The 13,381-nt window shown below is 55.4% G+C and carries 13 protein-coding genes and 1 pseudogene; 5 read left to right on the top strand and 9 right to left on the bottom strand.

Going from position 1 to position 13,381, the window contains the following annotated elements; genetic code table 11:
- Positions 1 to 51 precede the first annotated feature (51 nt).
- Positions 52 to 1,920, top strand: coding sequence for an adenylate/guanylate cyclase domain-containing protein (locus AC2FI9_RS04980; RefSeq protein ID WP_496766200.1), 1,869 nt, complete (start codon positions 52 to 54; stop codon positions 1,918 to 1,920).
- 31 nt (positions 1,921 to 1,951) lie between these two features.
- Here the strand turns inward: AC2FI9_RS04980 and AC2FI9_RS04975 are convergent, their stop codons facing one another.
- From AC2FI9_RS04975 to AC2FI9_RS04950, 6 genes are all read right to left on the bottom strand, one after another.
- Positions 1,952 to 2,917, bottom strand: a complete 966-nt coding sequence (locus AC2FI9_RS04975) for a GlxA family transcriptional regulator (protein ID WP_496766198.1) — start codon at positions 2,915 to 2,917, stop codon at positions 1,952 to 1,954.
- 233 nt (positions 2,918 to 3,150) lie between these two features.
- A complete protein-coding gene (locus tag AC2FI9_RS04970; protein ID WP_496724917.1) occupies positions 3,151 to 4,128 on the bottom strand; it encodes an HpcH/HpaI aldolase/citrate lyase family protein in 978 nt (325 codons plus the stop codon).
- A 45-nt stretch (positions 4,129 to 4,173) separates the two neighbouring features.
- Entirely contained in the window at positions 4,174 to 5,145 is a 972-nt protein-coding gene (locus AC2FI9_RS04965) for a 2-hydroxyacid dehydrogenase (protein WP_496724919.1), read from the bottom strand.
- On the bottom strand, positions 5,145 to 6,035 hold the full coding sequence (gene sucD / locus AC2FI9_RS04960; protein ID WP_496766196.1) for a succinate--CoA ligase subunit alpha: 891 nt from the start codon (positions 6,033 to 6,035) through the stop codon (positions 5,145 to 5,147). The genes AC2FI9_RS04965 and sucD overlap by 1 nt, the downstream gene beginning before the upstream one ends.
- Positions 6,035 to 7,231 (bottom strand): malate--CoA ligase subunit beta, encoded by a 1,197-nt coding sequence (locus tag AC2FI9_RS04955; RefSeq protein ID WP_170559666.1) that lies wholly within the window; start codon positions 7,229 to 7,231, stop codon positions 6,035 to 6,037. The genes sucD and AC2FI9_RS04955 overlap by 1 nt, the downstream gene beginning before the upstream one ends.
- Positions 7,232 to 7,259: 28 nt before the next feature.
- On the bottom strand, positions 7,260 to 8,501 hold the full coding sequence (locus tag AC2FI9_RS04950) for a pyridoxal-phosphate-dependent aminotransferase family protein (protein ID WP_496766194.1): 1,242 nt from the start codon (positions 8,499 to 8,501) through the stop codon (positions 7,260 to 7,262).
- Between the two features lie 220 nt (positions 8,502 to 8,721).
- On the opposite strand from AC2FI9_RS04950, the gene AC2FI9_RS04945 reads away from it, so the two are divergent.
- From AC2FI9_RS04945 to AC2FI9_RS04935, 3 genes are all read left to right on the top strand, one after another.
- The gene (locus tag AC2FI9_RS04945) at positions 8,722 to 9,351 is read left to right on the top strand and encodes a response regulator transcription factor (RefSeq protein WP_496766192.1); all 630 of its coding nucleotides are present in this window, start codon (positions 8,722 to 8,724) and stop codon (positions 9,349 to 9,351) included.
- A 27-nt stretch (positions 9,352 to 9,378) separates the two neighbouring features.
- Positions 9,379 to 9,744 (top strand): transposase, encoded by a 366-nt coding sequence (locus AC2FI9_RS04940; protein ID WP_496766190.1) that lies wholly within the window; start codon positions 9,379 to 9,381, stop codon positions 9,742 to 9,744.
- A gap of 127 nt (positions 9,745 to 9,871) precedes the next feature.
- A complete protein-coding gene (locus AC2FI9_RS04935) occupies positions 9,872 to 10,732 on the top strand; it encodes a Rossmann-like and DUF2520 domain-containing protein (RefSeq protein WP_496766188.1) in 861 nt (286 codons plus the stop codon).
- Between the two features lie 421 nt (positions 10,733 to 11,153).
- On the opposite strand, the gene AC2FI9_RS04930 is transcribed toward AC2FI9_RS04935, so the two are convergent.
- Both AC2FI9_RS04930 and AC2FI9_RS04925 read right to left on the bottom strand, forming a co-directional pair.
- Entirely contained in the window at positions 11,154 to 11,558 is a 405-nt protein-coding gene (locus AC2FI9_RS04930) for a Crp/Fnr family transcriptional regulator (RefSeq protein ID WP_496766538.1), read from the bottom strand.
- Positions 11,538 to 11,732, bottom strand: a pseudogene (locus AC2FI9_RS04925) (cyclic nucleotide-binding domain-containing protein); the annotation flags it as partial. The pseudogene AC2FI9_RS04925 and the gene AC2FI9_RS04930, both read right to left, overlap by 21 nt.
- Positions 11,733 to 11,806: 74 nt before the next feature.
- Between AC2FI9_RS04925 and AC2FI9_RS04920 the strand changes: the two are divergent.
- Positions 11,807 to 12,460, top strand: coding sequence for a YrbL family protein (locus tag AC2FI9_RS04920; protein ID WP_496766185.1), 654 nt, complete (start codon positions 11,807 to 11,809; stop codon positions 12,458 to 12,460).
- 131 nt (positions 12,461 to 12,591) lie between these two features.
- Here the strand turns inward: AC2FI9_RS04920 and AC2FI9_RS04915 are convergent, their stop codons facing one another.
- Positions 12,592 to 13,197 carry a YrbL family protein gene (locus tag AC2FI9_RS04915; protein WP_496724932.1) on the bottom strand — a complete coding sequence of 202 codons (606 nt, stop codon included), beginning with the start codon at positions 13,195 to 13,197 and terminating at the stop codon, positions 12,592 to 12,594.
- Positions 13,198 to 13,381 lie beyond the last annotated feature (184 nt).

Raw genomic sequence — 13,381 nt, 5'->3', positions numbered from 1 at the left:
AGAAGTCAACGAGGCGTTGTAACGGGTCGCCAAGCTAAATATCGTTCAAAGATGGTCAACGAAGACAAGCATACGCAGCACACTGGCGTGATCGACAAAAGCGCCCAGGCGCAAAGCAACCGCCAAACAAGGTTGAAAATCCGAATTTCCACTCTGCTGGCGCTGACCATTGGCGGACTGGTGGCAATATCGGCTGGCGCAGTTCTGTTGGTTTCGACTTATGCCAATTTTCAGAACACGACGGAACTGTTGAATACGTCTGCCGCGATGATCGTCGAATCCATCGAAGACGATATCTTCAGCCTGACGACACCGATCGAGGAACTGGCACAATCCCTACAAGAAGACGCAAGCACGGGTGAAGTCGATCTGCACGACACCGATTTTCTGAAAGCCTACTTCAAAGGCGTGGTGGCTTCGGTCCCGTATCTGACAGATCTTGCCATCGTGTATCCTGACGGCAGTCTGTTCATTTCAACACATATCACGGATGTTGAGGGGCCACGTTTAATAACGTCATACGAGCCTCCGGCTGCAGGCACACTTCAGTATCTTAAAGATGTTAAAGGCTATGATGGTTTGTTCTGGAACGAACCCTTCTTTGACCAGGGCCGGACACATATCTCAGCGACTGTACCTGCCTATAAAGACGGTATTTTCCTCGGGGCCGTGCTCGTTTCTTCTACCGTTCACCATTTCTCGGGCCTGGTCGACGAGTTAAGCGGGAAATACGGGGCAACCGGTTTTGTTCTGTACGGTGACAACCGCGTTCTGGCCCATCCCAAATTGCTGAACCTGTCTGCAAACACGTTAAGCTCAAACGCCCCCTTGCATTCGGTCGCAGCACTTGATGACGCGGTCATCTCACAAATGCTGATGCAGCCACCTGAGTTTCAGGGCAACGATGGAACATTTGTCGGATATCTGGTCGAGGCGCTGAACGGAGAACACCTGGTTTTGACAAGCATCGTCAGAGGCTTCGGATCTGAGCCGTGGGTGATCGGGCAGTATTCTCCACTAAGCGATTGGAGCAACCAGTGGTCCCGGCTGAGTGATGCCGCCCTGGTCAGTCTTGGTTTACTGATCGCTTCGGTCATTGCGGCGCTTGTTTTGGCCAGACGATTGGCGGCACCCATTCACAGGTCGACCGAAGAAGCCATCAAAATCAGCGAGCTGAATCTGAACCAAATCGACCACCTGCCCCCCTCTCGGGTCTCTGAACTGAACCTTCAGGCTGTGGCCTTCAACAAGATGCTCGACGGGCTGCGCTGGTTTCAAACTTATTTGCCCCGAACCCTTGTACGGCAAATGCTAAAGACCGGAGACCCTAACCTTGTGTTGCCGCGCGAAGTCGAACTGACCGTCATGTTCGCCGACATCGTGGGGTTCACACCCGCATCCGAGGCCATGACACCACAAGCCACGGCAGCAATGCTGAACCGGCATTTCGAGATCCTGAACCGCTGTATCGAAGCCGAAGGCGGAACGCTCGACAAATACATCGGCGACGCGGCGATGGCGTTCTGGGGCGCCCCTCAGGACCAGACGGATCATGCCGAGCGCGCCTGCCGGGCTGCATTGGCAATCAAGCAATCTCTGGCTGAGGCTGGCGTCGAGTACGGCGTCAAGATCGCGGTGCACACCGGACCGCTGATTGTCGGCAATATCGGGGCCGTCGACAGGATGAATTACACAGTGATCGGCGACACGGTGAACACCTGTGCCCGGATCGAAACCCTGGTAGGCGAACTGCCAAGTGACGAGCAAACCAGGATTTTGATCAGCGATGCCACAGCGCGACTGATCGGCCCGGTTTTTCATCTAATCGACTGCGGCGAATTCACGGTCAAAGGACGTTCAAGGAAAGTGAATGTCTACCGCCTTTGCGATGCAGATAAGACCCTTGGCCCCTCAGCATAACCTGCCAGAAATTCCGGAGGCCACATAAAGGTCACTCGGTGCGCCGCAATTGCTTTGGTGTTTTGCCGTATTCGGCCTTAAATGTCTGGGCAAGCGTAGAGGTTGATGCAAAACCGCAGGCAATGGCGATGTCAATAATCGGCATTTGCGAGTTCGAGACCAGGGTAAACGCTTTTTTTAATCTGATCTTTCTATAAAATTTTCCGGGCGATGTGCTCAAGTGCAGCATAAACTGGCGCTCTAACTGCCGGGTGGATACGCCCACGCGGCGGGCAAGACTGGCCGTTGGCAACGGGTGTTCCGTGTTTTCTTCCATGATGCGGATCGCGTTTTGCAGCCGCTTTTCTAGGAAATTCGGGTTCGCGCTCACGCCTTTGGGTTGCTCTTGCGCGTGGCCCCGAACGTCGTTCAGCATCAATTGACAGGCCAGTTCAGCCCTGTCCTGAGGCTCAAGAACCTCGGCCAGAATGCCGATGATCGCCTCGACGGTATGACCGTGCCCGGCGCAAGTCAGCACCGTTCCATTTCGGGCAACAAGACTTTCAGAAAGCATGGGGTAATCCCCAATCTCACGCAGCAAACCTATGTCGCGCCAATGTGCCGTGACCGGCCCGGATTGTTGCACTGTCGCCTTGATATATTCGCGCGCCGCGTCCGAAAACAAGGCAACCGGTCGTTTATGCTTTTGCATTGCCCGGACGCGTCGCAACCATGTACTGACATTTCCCAATTGACCGCCCACGACACACAGGCAATCGCTCAGATACTGGTCAGAGATGGCAGGCGTTGCCCGCACAATCAGGTCTGAACTGCTGGATACCAAGCCGGGCGTGTCCGACGTAATCCGCCACCGAAAAAGATCGCGGTTGAGAACATCATTTGCCGTCTGCAAAACTGCAATGATGGATGACAGCTCCAGATAGGCAAATTCCGCCTGAACAAAAATCTCGAAAGCTATTTGCTGTTCGGTCTTCGATTTGTCTGTGAGTGCTAACATTCGACGAGATCTTGTTGTTCTTTATCAGCGCGATAGCCCCTTTCAAGACCCGATCAATCTTTGGGGCAGCCGAACATCAATTGGCAAGGACCTAGTTTGAACCGATCGTGGGGTTGAAAGCAAGGAACAAGTCCGCAGGGGTCGTCGCGGCCATGCGTTTCCGATCGTAGTCGTAAAATCGAAACGCAGGGTCTGAACGACCCCGCGCCAAGTGATGCCTGGTCTACCTTGGTTTATGCCGCCGCTATCTGGCCTGCCTTTTCGACCAATACTTCTGCCTGACGGATCGAGGCATAGTCGATCAATCGTCCATCCAGCGACACAGCACCTTTCCCGGATGCCTCGGCCTCGGACATGGCGATAAGGATACGCTGTGCCTTGTTCACCTCAGCGTCAGATGGGGACATGACCTCGTTGGCCAATGCAATCTGGCTGGGATGGATGGCCCATTTGCCTTCGCAGCCCAGAACGGCCGCACGTTTTGCCGCAGCCTTGTAGCCGTCAGGATCCTGAAAGTCTCCGAAAGGCCCGTCGATTGGGCGCAGACCATTAGCACGGGCAGCAACGACCATGCGGGCTAGTGCATAGTGCCACATGTCGCCCCAATGAGTCAGACGGCCACCATCAGCATCCGCGTCTGTCAGAACCGAATAATCCGGGTTCACCCCACCGATGATCGTCGTCCGCGCGCGGGTAGAAGCGGCATAATCGGCAACCCCAAAATGCAGGCTTTCATTGCGTTTTGAGGCGGCCGCGATCTCGCTGACGTTCTGCATGCCCAATGCAGTTTCGATAATGTGTTCAAAACCGATCCGCTTCTTATATCCTTTGGCATCCTCGATCTGAGTGACAAGCATATCAACAGCATAGACGTCTGCGGCGGTGCCTACCTTTGGGACCATGATAAGGTCCAGCCGCTCACCAGCCTGTTCGACCACATCGACCACGTCGCGATACATGTAATGGGTATCCAGCCCGTTGATCCGAACCGACATGGTTTTGGAACCCCAATCGATATCATTCAGTGCCTCGATGATATTCTTACGCGCCTGTTCCTTTTCGTCCGGGGCAACAGCGTCTTCGAGGTCAAGAAAAATGACGTCCACATCTGATTTCGCGGCCTTTTCGAACATACCAGGCTGGCTGCCCGGAACGGCAAGTTCGCTGCGGTTCAGGCGGGCGGGCGCCTGGTCGATGGAATGAAAGCTCATGGTTTGGGTCCTTCGTCTTTTGGTTCAGAGTGATCGGGGTTGGCCTCAGATCACGCGATCTCGGGGCGCGCGTCCGGCGAAAAAGTCGTTGAGGTTATCCAGAACGCGAAACCCCATCGCTTCGCGCGCCTCGCGCGTGGCGCTGCCCAGATGCGGCAGCATCACGAGGTTGTCGCATTGCAACAGGTCCGGGCTGATGCGGGGTTCGCCATCGAAAACATCCAGCGCCGCTCCGCCGATCATGTCAAACATCAGCGCCTGGATCAGTGCCCATTCGTCGATCACCTCACCGCGCGCGGTGTTGATCAGAAAGGCGTCGGGTTTCATCAGGCTTAACCGGCGCGAGTTGATCAGGTGCCGGTTCGCAACACCACCAGGGCAATGCAACGAAACGAAGTCACACTGCGGCAACAGATCGTCAATCGTATCTACCTGAGTTGCGTTGCATCGGGCCAGTACATCCGGCGCAACCTTGCTGCGGTTGTAGACAATGATATCCATCCCGAACCCGTGGTGCGCCCGGCGGGCCATCTCTTGTCCGATGCGGCCGTAGCCGATGATGCCCAGAGTTTTGCCACTGACCTTGGTGCCCACCAGATGTGTAGGCCGCCATCCGGTCCAGTTGCCCGAGCGCAACTCACGCTCTCCCTCACCTGCACGGCGCGCCACCATCAGCAGCAACGTCATCGCAATATCAGCAGTGCATTCGGACAGAACGTCAGGCGTGTTTGTCACCGTCATGCCCAATTCGCGGGCCGCGGGTTCGCAGATGTGGCTGTAGCCGACCCCGTAATTTGCAAGGATCCTGGTTTGCGCCGCTGAAACGTCCAGTGCCTCGGCGTTCAGCGTATCTGTGACAGTGGGCAACACCGCATCATAGCGTTTCAAGGAATCCCGTATTTCAGCCGGGGACATGGGCTTGTCCCCGGTATTCAGAACGACGTTGTAATTCTCGGCCAACTGCGCCTCGACGGCAGCAGGCCAGCGACGGGTAACAAGAACCGAAGGTTTAGCCATTACGCAGCCTTTCCCATGACGCGGGCGATGGTTTCGCCGATAACAGCGGGATTTTCAGCGACCGTGACGCCGGCTGCCGAAAGGATTTCGACTTTCTCGGACGCGCTTTCGCCAAAGGCCGAGATGATCGCGCCCGCGTGGCCCATCGTCCGGCCTTTGGGTGCGGTCAAGCCTGCGACATAGGCGACGACGGGTTTGGTCACATGATCGCGGATGTATTCCGCGGCCTCGGCCTCCTGTGGGCCACCGATCTCGCCGATCATGGCGATGACTTCGGTACTTTCGTCCTGTTCGAACCGCTCAAGGATATCGCGGAACGAGGACCCGTTGATCGGATCACCACCGATACCCACGCTGGTCGAAACGCCAATACCACGTTCCTTGAGTTGGGCCGCAGCCTCGTACCCAAGCGTCCCCGAGCGGCCAATGATTCCGACATTGCCCGGCAAATAGATGTGTCCGGGCATGATCCCCAATAGCGCTTTACCTGGGCTGATTGTACCCGCGCAGTTTGGTCCGGTCAGCACCATGCGTTTGTCTTTGGGATAGCGATACATGTAGCGCTTGACCCGGATCATATCCTGCGCCGGGATGCCATCGGTGATGCACACGCAATAGCGAATACCTGCGTCGGCGGCCTCCATGATGGAATCCGCGGCGAACGGTGGGGGTACGAAAACAAGGCTGGCATCCGCTCCGGTGGCTTCGACGGCCTGTTTGACGGTGTCAAAAACCGGCACACCCTCGACGGTTTCGCCGCCTTTGCCGGGGACAACACCGCCAACGACGTTTGTGCCATAGGCCAGCATGTCCTTCGTATGAAAGCGCGCCATGCGTCCGGTGATGCCCTGAACGATAACCCGTGTGTCGCGGTCGAGAAGAATGCTCATTACACAGCCCTCATCTTGGTGTTTTGGGACAGATCGTTGCGCCACGCGCCGACAGCGCGTTCTGCGGCCTCCATCAGAGTAGTGGCGCGGATGATCGGAAGACCGGATTTGGCCAGAATTTTCTGGCCCTCTTCGACATTCGTTCCAGCAAGGCGCACAACGACCGGAATGTCGATCTCGATCTCGCGCAGTGCCTGCACGACGCCTTCGGCAACCCAGTCACAACGGTTGATCCCGGCGAAGATGTTGACCAGCACCGCCTGAACATTGTTGTCCGACAGAACCAGCCTGAACGCCTTTGCTACTCGTTCTGGAGACGCTCCACCACCGATGTCGAGGAAGTTTGCGGGCTCTCCTCCGGCCAGCTTGATCGTATCCATCGTGGCCATAGCCAAACCAGCGCCGTTCACGATGCAACCGATATTGCCTTCCAGCCCAACATAGGAAAGACCACGATCCGCCGCGCGGCTTTCGCGCGGGTCTTCCTGGCTTTTGTCGCGCAGTTCAGAAATCTGGGGATGCCGGAACAGGGCGTTGTCGTCAAAGCTCATCTTGGCATCCAATGCCAACACGCGGTCGTCACCTGTGACGACCAGCGGGTTGATTTCAACCATCGTGGCGTCCAGTTCGCTGAACGCGGCATAGCAGCCCTGCAATGTCCGCACCATTTGCTGAACCAGACGCGGTTCCAGCCCAAGGTTGAACGCGATCTCGCGCGCCTGAAACTCTTGCAGGCCCACAGCGGGTTCCACAATAGACCGCACGATGCTGTCGGGGCGCTCGGCCGAGATATCTTCGATCTCCATCCCACCTTCAGACGACGCGACGATCATCACCCGCTGGCTGGAGCGATCCAGCACGAAGCCCAGATAAATCTCGCGGTCGATAGGCACGGCAGATTCGACATAAACACGGTAGATACCCTTGCCCTCGGGTCCTGTCTGATGTGTCACAAGCTTGCGGCCAAACAGGTCGTCACAGGCCTGGTAGATCTCATTTTCGGTGTTGCACAGCTTGACGCCACCCGCCTTGCCGCGGCCGCCGGCATGAACCTGCGCTTTGACAATCCACTTGTCTCCGCCCAGTTCACGCGCGCGGTAGGCCGCCTGTTCAGGGCTGTAAGCCAAAGCGCCCGACGGCACGGCAACACCGAAATTCGAAAGAACCTCTTTCGCCTGATATTCATGAATATCCATCTGCAATCCTCCCGTTCATGCAGTGTGATTAAGCCGCGATCGACGTGCCGTACCGGCTTTCGAGCAGCGCCTCGATCTCTTCGAATTCGATCTGACCGCCCAGTTCCCGGATGGCCTCGGCAAATAGACGCACGATGCGGCTGACGGCCTGTCGGTTGAGCTGATTGAGAATGCCAATGCGAACCTGAACCGGCGCGCTCAGCGTCGGCCAGATGCCAAAGCCCTGTGCCCGGCAATTCTGCACCAATTCCATTTCGCGACCAGCCAGTTCCGGCGGCAGGTTGAGCACAACAAGGCTGGGCATATCCGAGGTCACCTCGCACCCCATGGCTGTTACGGCGTCGCGCAGCACGCGCTCGTGGGTCTTGTAGGATGCCGACCGTCTGGCCAGACCTTCCTGCAATGTCAGACGCAGGGACTCATGGAACGCGGCGACGGCGTATCCGGAATGCGTTCTGTGATAGGTCCCTTTTTCAACATCCTGACCGTCGACAATGCCCCAATGGCGCGCTTCGAAAATCGGATTGTGCACGTAAGTGTAGGCACCTGTGGTCTTGAGAGATCGGATAAAGGTATCCGTAAAACTGACCGGCGCGTAAGTCAGGGGCAGACAACAAAGCCCCTTTTGCGGACATGACGCCCAACCGGCGATCCCCGGATAGTCATCGATCGAAAAGTCATCCACACCCAGCGATGAAACTGCATCAATCAGACCCATTACACCGTGACGCTCGCACGCATCCGAGAACGCGCGCAGGTCGTTGACGCGACCAGATCCGGTTTCCCAATGCGCCATGAAAGCCCATTTGGGCTTGTGTTCCGCCAACGCGTCCTCGGCCATTTCACCGGTCACCGGCTGACCATGCGGGACATCAATCACTGTGACACTTGCTGCCTGAGGATCCAGCGGATTGGCGGCATGTTCCTCTGGTGTGGCCGCCTTGATCCGCAAAGTCAGCGCGTCGATCCCGGAGAAGGTTCCGTTGGCAAAGGCCACGACCTTGTCACCGGGCATGACGGCAGAGAACATGGTGTCCAGCGCGCTCCAACCTGTCCCGGCGACGGCGAAAGTATATGCGTTTTGGGTGCCCCAGACCTTGCGAAGCATGTGTTTGCATTCAACCATGCCCCTGAGAACATCGCCCTGCATGTGATCGGCCACGCCCGCGTTGGTGAAAGCTTGCAGAACACGTGCATCCGTATTGCCCGGCCCGGGACCGGCGGCCAAGGTCTCGGGGATCTCAAGCGGAGGGAAAATCTGAAATGTCATCGGTTGACGTCCTCGGCATTTGAAGGGGCATCTGGGCCCATTGGGTTGCATTGCCAATTAGGAAACGCGGACTTGCCTCGTGACACAACGTAACTTACTACTGCTTTAGGATGGCTATTTGGGTGGGAAATTTCCCACCTTTTTAGGTAAAAATACAAAGGTATACTGAAATTCCACCTACCTATACGGGTAGTTTTTGCGGAAATTGGACAGAAATCAGATGGTTGAAACCGTACAGAAACCGATTGACGTCATGCTGGCCGACAGCAATCCTCTGGTCCTGTCGGCCATGTCGGAGATCTTTGAACGCGACTCACGATTCTCGCTTGTTGCGACCTCGGCGACGGCCGAAGGCTTTTTGGGGACGGTGATGCGGGTTCCCGTGAAAGTCGGAGTTATCGACTGGAATCTTCCCGTTTTGGGTGCAGCCAAACTGATTGAGGTGCTGCGCGAACAGGCCAATGCACCACGGTTTGTCGTTTACGGCGATACGTCCGGTGACGTTCCAAGACTGGCAATGCAAGCGGGGGCCGCCGGGTTTGCTGCGCGATCTGGCGAGGTCGAAGGCTTGCTGAAAACCTGTGCAGACGTCGCCGATGGCAAGATGGTGTTTCCCTTCGTTGACGTTCGCAAAATGCAGCAGGACCCCATCCAAAGCCTGTCCCGCAAAGAGCGCGCGATTCTCGAGGCTCTGGCACAGGGTATGTCCAACCGGGATTTATCGAAGGAGCTTCAGATTTCCACCAACACGGTCAAATTTCACTTGTCCAACATTTATGAGAAACTGGCCGTAAAGAACCGAACCCAAGCGATTGCATACTACTATTCATCTCGGTTGTCGCGCGAGTAAGCCAAGCGTTTCCCGGCTTAGCCGGCCATGAAAGTGCTGTTCAGATCACCGCCGAGGCAAACGATCGGGTTCGTCGCCAGTCTCTTGCACCTGATCGGGTTGAAAAGATATATTCCGGATTTCAGCACACAGTGTCGACGTCTAAAGACGCTGAACGTGAGAATACTGTGTCATTGTTCCAAAGGTCCATTGAAACCCGCGGTCGATCGAGCTGCAGCAACGTCAAAGATGCTCGCACGTTGCCGAAGTTTCTGGATCAAATTCCACCAGAATAGCCAATCGGCTCTGTCACGACCGAACTGTGCGCGGGTAATCTGGACTGAGACACAGCCTCAATGGTTGTCACTGTACATGAGGCACTTTGCGAGAAACGCCAATAGATCGGATTGGTGATGTCCGGCAAAAACCGAAAGGTGGTCGCTGAAACTTTGAAATTGCAATCCTGTCAAGCCGGGCCTTTGCAATGGCCCTGCGCCGCAGGCATAGTTCTGACAAAGCCAGTCGCCAAAGGCCGAAAAAAATGGACAGGATCAAAGTAAATCTGATCGGAGCGGGCCGGGTCGGTCAGACATTTCTGAGCCTTCTCAGCTCTTTGGCGGATTGCGAAATACAGGATGTTCTTAGTGCAAGTCGGAACTCGGCAGAAAACGCTGTTCAACGCGTCGGCGCAGGTCGGGCCGAAACTGACCTATCAGATATGCGGCCAGCCGATCTCTGGGTTGTCGCAGTACCGGACACGCAAATCTCTTGCGTCGCCTCGGACCTTGCCGCGACGCAAACAGCGACAGAACAACGCCCCACAGTATTTCACTGCAGCGGATTCTTCCCGGCTGATGAGCTGGCCGCGTTGCGTAGGCTGGGCTGGCGTTTGGCCAGTGTGCATCCGGTCCTGTCCTTCGCTGACCCCGATAAAGCGATAAAACAGTTCACGGGCACCCTGTGCGGCCTTGAAGGTGACGCCGATGCATTAGCCATCCTCAAACCCATTTTGGAAAGAATGGGGGCCGAATGCTTTTCGATCCGCTCTGATGGCAAGAGCCTTTATCACGCGGCGGCCGTGATCTCGAACAACTTTGCAGTAGTGCTGCAAGCCATCGCGCGCGAAGCCTGGGCTGAAGCCGGGGTCAGGGCCGATGTGGTCCCACTGCTGAACGCAAGGCTTCTTGAAAGCACTGCGAAAAATGTCGTTGCTTTGGGACCGCAACAGGCATTGACGGGCCCGGCCGCGCGCGGAGATGAACGAGTCGTGACCACTCAGGGACGCGACGTGGCAAACTGGCACCCCCAAGCCGGAGAGGTTTATCGCGCCTTAAGTGACATGGCCGGGTCTTTAAAAAAGACCGGTTCGACCGATGCCACCCTTAAGTTGTCAAAAGAATAAGCCGCATCGCTCGCGTACTGTGGCCCGCGCAATTCAGTTGGCACCTTTTCGGGGTGTCTTCAACACAAAGATCCCCCTCTCCTTGGGTTGCCAGCTTGGCACGAGCACGTTGACACCCGACATCTAAATCGGCCGTCACCTGTCGCAAAGGTGTGTAGGTTGCAGTCAACTGGCTGCGAGGCTGATCAAAACAAACAGGCACAACTGAAGGAGCACATTTCCCCCGTCTTCAGTGCTCGACAAACCCCGCTAAATCACTTTGAACAGCAGCGTTTTCCCAGTTTCGTCGTCTCTTATTTGGCCCGAGGCGATTTGGTGGCAATGCCGACGGAGTGGCATTCTAGGGGGCACTAAGATCTGCGCATAACCTGACCGATACATTCGATGCCGCTTCGGAATTCCTGTGATAGCCTCACAGCGCTCAGGGTCTTGAAACGGCACCGTACTCCATTTCATGAAGCCGTTCCAGGAAGGATGCATTCAGAATAATGATTGAGCGATCCTGGATTCGAATTGCGTCGGCGCGCTCCCACTCTTTCAGGCCTCGATTCACGTTGCTGCGGGTACTGCGGACCATACTCCCGATATCGGATTGCGTAGCAAACGCCCCGATCCTGATCGCCTGCCGTCCGTCGACCGAGATCGGCTCGCCGATCTGACTGGCAACGCGCAACAAAGCTTCCGCAAGGCGCGCCGACAGGCTGTTCATTGTCAGACAACGCGTGGCGTCAACGAATGTTCGGAACCTTTCCGCGACCAGATCGCTCAGGGCCAGACAGGTCGACATATTGGAGCGGCTGAGCATGTTCAGAACATCTCTGCGAATGCGGTAGACAGTGACAGAATTCAGCGCGGTTGCGGTGCCTGCATATTGGCTTTTTTGGAATACACCCAACTCACCAAACGTGTCACCGGGGCGCAGAATAGCATAGGTAAACTCGGAACCGTTCCGTGTCAGGCTGCTCAGGCGGACATAACCATCGGCCAGAAAGTAAAGGTAGTTCGCGTCGTCTTATCGCTTTCAACGATCAAAAAACGACTTGCGTTGGTCTGTAATCAACTTAAACAGAAAAAATGAAATGCCACCAAAACCCCACCTTGCTTGAACTAGGAAACAGCCCTGTTATCGCGAAGGGAAACAGGCAATTCGTGTATGAACACCCATTTGATAAGGGGTTGCTGTTAAAGGTTCCACAACCTCATACGATGGATGCAGGTTCGAGGCTTGTAACCGACAAATGGTATGACCGGCTGTTCCGCAGAGCTACCGCTTTTAAGGGTTTCATGCGTGAGTTTGATGAAGCCTTTTTTCTGATGGTCCGCCATCAGGAAAGCCCGGACGTTATGCCCGTTTGCAGGGTGTTTGGCACTGCACCGACAGACAAGGGTCTGGCGCTGGTCTATGAACGCATTTCTGATCCGGATGGCCAGCTTTCCCCAAGTCTGTCTCAGTTAATAGCCGAAGATCGTCTCACCCCTCAGCATTTGAGCGATCTCAATAGACATTTTGAGCAACTGTCAGATGAACGTGTCATCATAAGCAACAAAAACACTGGCAATCTTGTCTATCAAACATGGCCCGACGGATCCGGGCGATGGGTTTGGATTGACAGCTTTGGGTCTAAACAAGTCATTCCTCTGCGAAGATGGGTTCGCAGTTACAATGACCGCAAGCTCGGCCAAGTTCGAAAAAAGTTCTTTGATTTGATTGGCGCCGCAAAAGGCTAATCGTCTGGCTAACCCAGTTGATCGGAGTCAACAGGTCCTTGTTTGGTTCGGGCGGGAAGGCGCCTATTCGGTTGGTGGCTTATGAAGCGAAGCCAAATCGACGCCAGTAGTTGGTCGCAGAGCGGGTGTTACTAGCTCAGACCAAATGCCTGGCCCATGCGCGTCCGACGACGCTCGATGGACTTGCGGAATGCTAAATCAGAAACCAGCGTCAGCGGAAACAGCACTCGTTCGCCCAAACCATCGATAACGACCAGTTTCCCATCGCGTTCTTGCGCCCGCACAATGTTTTCAAAACTCAGGTCGCCCACGATAATCCGGCCACGTTCAAGGTCGTCCATGAGTTCCATAAACTCACCGTGCAGCTGTTTGCGCTCTGACAAATCATCGCCCAATGCGGCCCGTTCAGACTCCAGCGTTGGTGCCAAATCACCATCTGGGCCGGTCATCTTTTCGACCACCAGTGCTGGTCCTTGAGATGTCGCAGCATACCCCATAAAATCCGCAAGGCGTTCAATCTCGGGGCAGCCTCGAGTCAGCGCGGCTAAGTATTCGTTTGCTTCCCGGTTCCACTGACGGAGGTTGCCATAGCGTCTCTCGGCATAACGAGGAATCACGTGGTTGCGCACCGGTTCATCCACCCTGACTTTCAACAGCGCGCGCTCAACAAACGGATGCTGATAAATCTCGTAGTTGCGGCTTCTTCGCATTGGCCGAATTTTACTTAAGTCTATCATGTTGTTTTGCCGATCCTAATAAAGAAGATCACTGATTACAGTGATCCTCTCAAACCAAAACCTCCAATTAGTCCTTTTCATTATTGAGGACAACCAGATGTCGAAACCAATTGTTTAGTACTGGCATCTGGTGGACCGAATCGAGAAGGAATCGAGACGATTCTTAAGTCCAGATTTTGCAGAT

The organism is Ruegeria sp. CDSA246, from assembly GCF_059611225.1.
The sequence above is the reverse complement of the archived record's forward strand: the minus strand, read 5'-3'. Positions and strand labels throughout refer to the sequence as shown.